This window comes from Citrobacter sp. wls615 (assembly GCF_005281355.1).
GTDB classification, from domain to species: Bacteria; Pseudomonadota; Gammaproteobacteria; order Enterobacterales; family Enterobacteriaceae; genus Citrobacter; species Citrobacter werkmanii.
Map to the genome: position 1 here is coordinate 24,283 of NZ_SZXM01000090.1, position 7,405 is coordinate 31,687.

Here is a 7,405-nt window from a genome sequence, read left to right on the forward strand (position 1 = left end):
GATTCAAGATGGCTACTGGAAAAATTGTCCAGGTAATCGGCGCCGTGGTTGACGTCGAATTCCCTCAGGATGCCGTACCGCGCGTGTACGATGCTCTTGAGGTTATGAATGGTAAAGAGAGCCTGGTGCTGGAAGTTCAGCAGCAGCTCGGCGGCGGTATCGTACGTACCATCGCCATGGGTTCTTCCGACGGTCTGCGTCGTGGTCTGGAAGTTAAAGACCTTGAGCACCCGATCGAAGTCCCGGTAGGTAAAGCAACCCTGGGTCGTATCATGAACGTCCTGGGTCATCCGATCGACATGAAAGGCGATATCGGTGAAGAAGAGCGTTGGGCTATCCACCGCGCAGCACCTACCTATGAAGAACTGTCCAGTTCTCAGGAACTGCTGGAAACTGGCATCAAAGTTATCGACCTGATGTGTCCGTTCGCGAAGGGCGGTAAAGTTGGTCTGTTCGGTGGTGCGGGTGTAGGTAAAACCGTAAACATGATGGAGCTGATCCGTAACATCGCGATCGAACACTCCGGTTACTCAGTGTTTGCGGGCGTTGGTGAACGTACTCGTGAGGGTAACGACTTCTACCACGAAATGACCGACTCCAACGTTCTGGACAAAGTATCCCTGGTATATGGCCAGATGAACGAGCCGCCGGGAAACCGTCTGCGCGTTGCGCTGACCGGTCTGACCATGGCTGAGAAGTTCCGTGACGAAGGTCGTGACGTTCTGCTGTTCGTTGATAACATCTACCGTTACACCCTGGCCGGTACTGAAGTATCTGCACTGCTGGGTCGTATGCCATCAGCGGTAGGCTACCAGCCGACCCTGGCGGAAGAGATGGGTGTTCTGCAGGAACGTATCACCTCTACCAAAACCGGTTCTATCACCTCCGTTCAGGCGGTATACGTACCTGCGGATGACTTGACTGACCCATCTCCAGCAACCACCTTTGCGCACTTAGATGCAACCGTGGTACTGAGCCGTCAGATCGCATCCCTGGGTATCTACCCGGCCGTTGACCCGCTGGATTCCACCAGCCGTCAGCTGGATCCGCTGGTTGTTGGTCAGGAACACTACGACACCGCTCGTGGCGTACAGTCCCTGCTGCAGCGTTATCAGGAACTGAAAGACATCATCGCCATCCTGGGTATGGATGAACTGTCTGAAGAAGATAAACTGGTGGTAGCACGTGCGCGTAAGATCCAGCGCTTCCTGTCCCAGCCGTTCTTCGTTGCGGAAGTATTCACCGGTTCTCCAGGTAAATACGTTTCCCTGAAAGACACCATCCGTGGCTTTAAAGGCATCATGGAAGGCGAATACGACCACCTGCCAGAGCAGGCGTTCTACATGGTTGGTTCCATCGAAGAAGCTGTGGAAAAAGCCAAAAAACTTTAACGCCTTAATCGGAGGGTGATATGGCAATGACTTACCACCTGGACGTCGTCAGCGCAGAGCAACAAATGTTCTCTGGTCTGGTCGAAAAAATCCAGGTAACGGGTAGTGAAGGTGAACTGGGTATTTTCCCGGGTCACGCTCCGCTGCTCACCGCCATTAAGCCTGGTATGATCCGCATCGTTAAACAGTTCGGTCATGAAGAGTTTATCTATCTGTCCGGCGGCATTCTCGAAGTGCAGCCTGGCAGCGTGACCGTACTGGCTGATACCGCGATTCGCGGACAGGATCTCGATGAAGCGAGAGCCCTGGAAGCGAAGCGTAAGGCTGAAGAGCATATCAAGAGCTCTCATGGTGACGTGGATTACGCTCAGGCATCTGCGGAACTGGCCAAAGCGATCGCGAAACTGCGCGTTATCGAGTTGACCAAAAAAGCGATGTAACACCGGCTTGAAAAACACAAGGCCAGTCTGGTTTCCAGGCTGGCTTTTTTTATGGCTTTATTTCAGGAAAAATGAAAATAAAAAGCAGTTTTATTATTTCGTGATTTAGATCAAAAAAATATTGATTGGTTAAAAAATGAGGCGTAGACTCTTTTTTTTTGTGATGTGCATCACATAATGAAATCAGATAAAAAAGAGATACCAATATGAAATTGATCAACAAAATCATCGCCCTGTTCAGCAATATGAGTTTTTAGTCTTTCCCTGCCTGCTCTGTGGCGCGATGCGTAATGCGGTTTATCAGCTAGCGCCATTTGTTAAATTCCCCCCCTGCTCTTTTCTCTCACATCGTTATTGTCGTGTTTGCCTTTTCTGCTTCCCACTGAATCGCATGCCTAAAATCATACCTTCGCTAATGTCATTCTTTATTTATGCGGCAAAAAAATAGCAAAAACATCCACCTAAGGCTTTAATAAGAGCAGACTGCTGGTTTTGGGGAGACAAAATACGTAGATATAGACGAAAATAGACAGTTATCAGATGGGGAATTTCCCCGATTGAACGTTTTATCTTCGGTCCATTTCACGATGAAAAAAATGTAGTATTTTCAATGTGAAACGGTATAAATTCGTTCTCAAATTACAGTCAGGACGTGTATGTTGAATAATGCTATGAGCGTCGTGATCCTTGCCGCAGGCAAAGGCACGCGTATGTATTCCGATCTCCCTAAAGTGCTGCATACCCTCGCAGGAAAACCGATGGTGCAGCATGTCATTGATGCCGCTAATGAATTAGGCGCGACTCACGTACATCTGGTCTACGGACACGGTGGTGATTTGCTTAAGCAGACGCTGAAAGATGGCAACCTGAACTGGGTCCTGCAGGCCGAGCAGTTGGGTACCGGTCATGCTATGCAACAGGCGGCACCATTCTTTAGTGATGACGAAGACATTTTAATGCTCTATGGCGATGTGCCGCTGATCTCCACCGAAACACTACGTCGCCTGCGTGATGCTAAACCGCAGGGGGGCATCGGCTTGTTAACGGTTAAACTGGACGACCCATCCGGTTATGGGCGTATTACCCGTGATAACGGTAAAGTCACAGGCATTGTTGAACATAAAGATGCCACTGACGAGCAGCGTCAAATCCAGGAAATCAATACCGGCATCCTGATTGCCCACGGCGCAGACCTGAAGCGCTGGCTGTCCAAACTGACCAACAACAACGTGCAGGGTGAATACTACATCACCGATATCATTGCGATGGCGTATCAGGAAGGGCGTGAAATTGCTGCGGTACATCCGGCACGAATCAGTGAAACGGAAGGGGTGAACAACCGTCTTCAGCTCTCTCGTCTGGAGCGTGTTTATCAGTCCGAGCAGGCAGAAAAACTGCTGCTGGCGGGCGTGATGCTGCGCGATCCGGCACGTTTTGATCTTCGCGGTACGCTTATTCACGGGCGCGATGTCGAAATTGATACTAACGTTATCATTGAAGGTAACGTAACTGTTGGGGATCGCGTCAAGATTGGCGCTGGCTGCATCATCAAAAACAGCGTGATTGGTGATGGTTGTGAGCTAAGTCCGTACAGCGTGGTGGAAGATGCGCATCTGGAAGCAGCATGCACCATCGGTCCTTTCGCGCGTCTGCGCCCTGGTGCAGAGCTGCAGGAAGGCGCACACGTGGGTAACTTCGTCGAAATGAAAAAAGCGCGTCTGGGTAAAGGCTCTAAAGCAGGTCACCTGACCTATCTGGGCGATGCGGAAATTGGCGATAACGTGAACATCGGCGCGGGTACGATCACCTGCAATTACGATGGCGCGAATAAATTTAAAACCATTATTGGCGATGATGTGTTTGTCGGTTCCGATACTCAGCTGGTGGCACCTGTCACCGTGGGTAAAGGCGCCACCATCGCGGCGGGGACGACCGTAACGCGCGATGTTGCCGATAACGAACTGGTATTAAGCCGTGTGCCTCAGGTTCATAAACAAGGCTGGCAGCGCCCGGTGAAGAAAAAGTAATTCAGTTTTTGCCGGATGGTGGCCTGCGTGCGGTGACGTTCTGTAGGCCTGATAAGCGTGAGCGCCATCAGGCAGACAAGAGACGAGGGGATAACATAATCCTCCGCTCAACAAGCAGTACCATAAAAATAACCCCACTCTCTACAAGGCTCGGGGCGCCCGGAAAGGGCAAATACAGGTCAGCGACAACGACAGGCACAATGCCTAAATTCGGAATCAAAAAATATGTGTGGAATTGTTGGCGCTATCGCGCAGCGTGATGTAGCTGAAATCCTTCTCGAAGGTTTACGTCGTCTGGAATATCGTGGTTATGACTCTGCTGGTCTGGCCGTTGTCGATGCTGAAGGCAATATGACTCGCCTGCGTCGTCTGGGTAAAGTGCAGATGCTGACTGCTGCAGCGGAAGAACATCCGCTGCATGGCGGTACCGGTATCGCTCATACCCGTTGGGCGACCCACGGAGAACCTTCAGAAGCGAACGCGCATCCCCATGTTTCTGAACACATTGTCGTGGTGCATAACGGCATCATTGAAAACCATGAACCGCTGCGTGAACTGCTGAAAACCCGTGGTTACACCTTTGTTTCTGAAACCGACACCGAAGTGATTGCTCACCTGGTGCACTGGGAGCTGGAACAGGGAGGTACGCTGCGTGAAGCAGTACTGCGTACTATTCCGCAACTGCGTGGTGCCTACGGCACGGTGATCATGGATACCCGTAGCCCGGAAACGCTGCTGGCGGCCCGTTCAGGTAGCCCGCTGGTGATTGGTCTGGGTATGGGTGAAAACTTTATCGCTTCCGATCAGCTGGCGCTGCTGCCGGTAACCCGTCGCTTTATCTTCCTGGAAGAGGGTGACATCGCGGAAGTGACCCGTCGTTCGGTCTCTATTTTCGACAAGTCTGGCGCGGAAGTGAAACGTCAGGATATCGAATCGAACCTGCAATATGACGCGGGCGAAAAAGGTATTTATCGCCACTACATGCAGAAAGAGATCTACGAACAGCCGAACGCGATTAAAAATACGTTGACCGGGCGCATTAGCCACGGTGAAGTGGATTTAAGCGAGCTGGGTTCGCGTGCTAATGAGCTGCTGTCTCAGGTTGAGCATATCCAGATTATCGCCTGTGGTACGTCATACAACTCCGGTATGGTGTCCCGTTACTGGTTTGAGTCGCTGGCCGGTATTCCTTGTGATGTCGAAATCGCCTCTGAATTCCGCTATCGCAAATCTGCCGTGCGTCGTAACAGCCTGATGATCACCCTTTCCCAGTCTGGTGAGACGGCGGATACCCTGGCGGGTCTGCGTTTGTCTAAAGAGCTGGGCTATCTGGGCTCGTTGGCAATCTGTAACGTACCGGGATCTTCTCTGGTGCGTGAATCCGACCTGGCGATGATGACCAATGCCGGTACCGAAATCGGTGTGGCCTCCACGAAAGCCTTTACCACTCAGTTGACCGTTCTGCTGATGCTGGTGGCGAAACTGTCTCGTCTGAAAGGCCTGGATGCGTCTATTGAGCAAGAGATCGTTCATGGTCTGCAGGCGCTGCCGAGCCGTATTGAGCAGATGCTGTCCCAGGACAAACGCATTGCCGCTCTGGCGGAAGGTTTCTCTGACAAGCACCATGCGCTGTTCCTGGGCCGTGGCGATCAGTATCCGATTGCGCTGGAAGGCGCGCTGAAGCTGAAAGAGATCTCTTATATTCACGCTGAAGCTTATGCCGCAGGCGAACTGAAGCACGGTCCGCTGGCGCTGATCGATGCGGATATGCCAGTTATCGTGGTCGCACCGAACAACGAACTGCTGGAAAAACTGAAATCCAACATTGAAGAAGTTCGTGCCCGTGGCGGTCAGCTGTACGTCTTTGCTGATCAGGATGCTGGCTTTACCAGTAGCGAAAACATGCACATCATCGAGATGCCGCATGTGGAAGAGGTGATTGCACCGATCTTCTACACCGTTCCGCTGCAACTGCTGGCGTATCACGTGGCGCTGATTAAAGGCACCGACGTGGACCAGCCGCGTAACCTGGCGAAGTCGGTTACCGTGGAATAAGCCGTACTCTACTGAACTAAAAATGCCCTGCTCAAAGCGGGGCATTTTTTTAGACTTGTTCTGTTTTTAATCAATTATCCCGCCTGTTTTATGTGACAAACCGTCATCTTCAGCTACTGTTTTCAGTGTCATAAAAAGAAAATTTTGCCGAAATATGATTGTCATATAATTGATTAACTATCTGTTTTTATGTTGTTTTTAATTGTTCACAGCGCATTATTTTTTATTGTCATAAAACTGTCATATTTCGTACATTTAACTGTCACCTGTTTGTCCTATTTTGCTCACAGTAGCAACTCAAACAACAATTTACGAAAACCGTGCAGGAGACATTATGAAAGTTATGCGTACCACTGTCGCAACTGTTGTCGCCGCGACCTTATCCATGAGTGCGTTCTCTGCCTTTGCCGCAGCGAGCCTGACGGGTGCAGGTGCAACTTTTCCTGCGCCAGTGTATGCCAAATGGGCAGATACCTATCAGAAAGAGACCGGTAGCAAAGTAAACTACCAGGGTATCGGCTCCTCCGGTGGTGTAAAACAAATCACTGCGAATACCGTTGATTTTGGTGCCTCAGATGCGCCGCTGTCTGACGAAAAACTCAATCAAGAAGGCCTGTTCCAGTTCCCGACCGTGATCGGTGGTGTAGTGCTGGCGGTGAATATCCCTGGCCTGAAATCCGGCGAGCTGGTGCTTGACGGCAAAACGCTGGGTGACATTTACCTCGGCAAAATTAAGAAGTGGGATGATGAAGCCATCACCAAACTGAACCCGGGTCTGAAGCTGCCTTCGCAGAATATCGCCGTTGTGCGCCGTGCTGACGGTTCAGGTACTTCCTTCGTTTTCACCAGCTACCTGGCAAAAGTGAATGAAGAGTGGAAATCGAAAATTGGTTCCGGTTCTACCGTTAACTGGCCGACCGGCCTGGGCGGTAAAGGGAATGACGGTATCGCCGCATTCGTACAACGTCTGCCTGGCTCCATCGGCTACGTTGAGTACGCTTACGCTAAGCAGAACAACCTGGCTTACACCAAACTGGTTTCTGCCGATGGCAAACCGGTAAGCCCGACCGAAGAGAACTTTGCTAACGCTGCGAAAGGCGCAGACTGGAGCAAAACCTTCGCTCAGGATCTAACCAACCAGAAAGGTGACGATGCGTGGCCAATCACTTCCACCACCTTCATCCTGGTGCATAAAGAGCAGAAGAAACCTGAGCAGGGCGCTGAAGTGCTGAAGTTCTTCGACTGGGCGTACAAAAATGGCGGCAAACAGGCTAATGACCTGGATTATGCCAGCCTGCCGGACAGCGTGGTTGAGCAGGTTCGTGCTGCATGGAAAACCAACGTGAAAGACAGCAGCGGTAAAGCGCTGTACTAATAGAATATCTTTGACGAATTGGCGGATGGCGCTACGCTTATCCGCCCTACGGTTTCTACCGTAGGCCCTGAGTGTAGGCCGGATAAGCGTAGGGTATGAACCGGAAACATGGGTAAC

Annotated in this window: 6 protein-coding genes; 5 read left to right on the forward strand and 1 reads right to left on the reverse strand. The window is 51.1% G+C overall.

The window, feature by feature from the left end; all coding sequences use genetic code 11:
* Positions 1–8 precede the first annotated feature (8 nt).
* Positions 9–1,391, forward strand: a complete 1,383-nt coding sequence (atpD, locus tag FDX04_RS23830; RefSeq protein WP_006687764.1) for a F0F1 ATP synthase subunit beta — start codon at positions 9–11, stop codon at positions 1,389–1,391.
* 20 nt (positions 1,392–1,411) lie between these two features.
* The gene (locus FDX04_RS23835; RefSeq protein WP_003023809.1) at positions 1,412–1,831 is read left to right on the forward strand and encodes a F0F1 ATP synthase subunit epsilon; all 420 of its coding nucleotides are present in this window, start codon (positions 1,412–1,414) and stop codon (positions 1,829–1,831) included.
* 170 nt (positions 1,832–2,001) lie between these two features.
* Here FDX04_RS23835 and FDX04_RS24260 read toward each other — a convergent pair whose 3' ends face one another.
* Entirely contained in the window at positions 2,002–2,145 is a 144-nt protein-coding gene (locus FDX04_RS24260) for a hypothetical protein (protein WP_170972948.1), read from the reverse strand.
* 342 nt (positions 2,146–2,487) lie between these two features.
* Between FDX04_RS24260 and glmU the strand changes: the two genes are divergently transcribed.
* From glmU to pstS, 3 genes are all read left to right on the forward strand, one after another.
* Positions 2,488–3,858, forward strand: coding sequence for a bifunctional UDP-N-acetylglucosamine diphosphorylase/glucosamine-1-phosphate N-acetyltransferase GlmU (gene glmU, locus FDX04_RS23845; protein WP_137361474.1), 1,371 nt, complete (start codon positions 2,488–2,490; stop codon positions 3,856–3,858).
* A 225-nt stretch (positions 3,859–4,083) separates the two neighbouring features.
* On the forward strand, positions 4,084–5,913 hold the full coding sequence (glmS, locus tag FDX04_RS23850) for a glutamine--fructose-6-phosphate transaminase (isomerizing) (protein ID WP_038635767.1): 1,830 nt from the start codon (positions 4,084–4,086) through the stop codon (positions 5,911–5,913).
* A gap of 334 nt (positions 5,914–6,247) precedes the next feature.
* Positions 6,248–7,288, forward strand: coding sequence for a phosphate ABC transporter substrate-binding protein PstS (gene pstS, locus FDX04_RS23855; protein ID WP_042311421.1), 1,041 nt, complete (start codon positions 6,248–6,250; stop codon positions 7,286–7,288).
* The last annotated feature ends 117 nt before the right edge of the window (positions 7,289–7,405 follow it).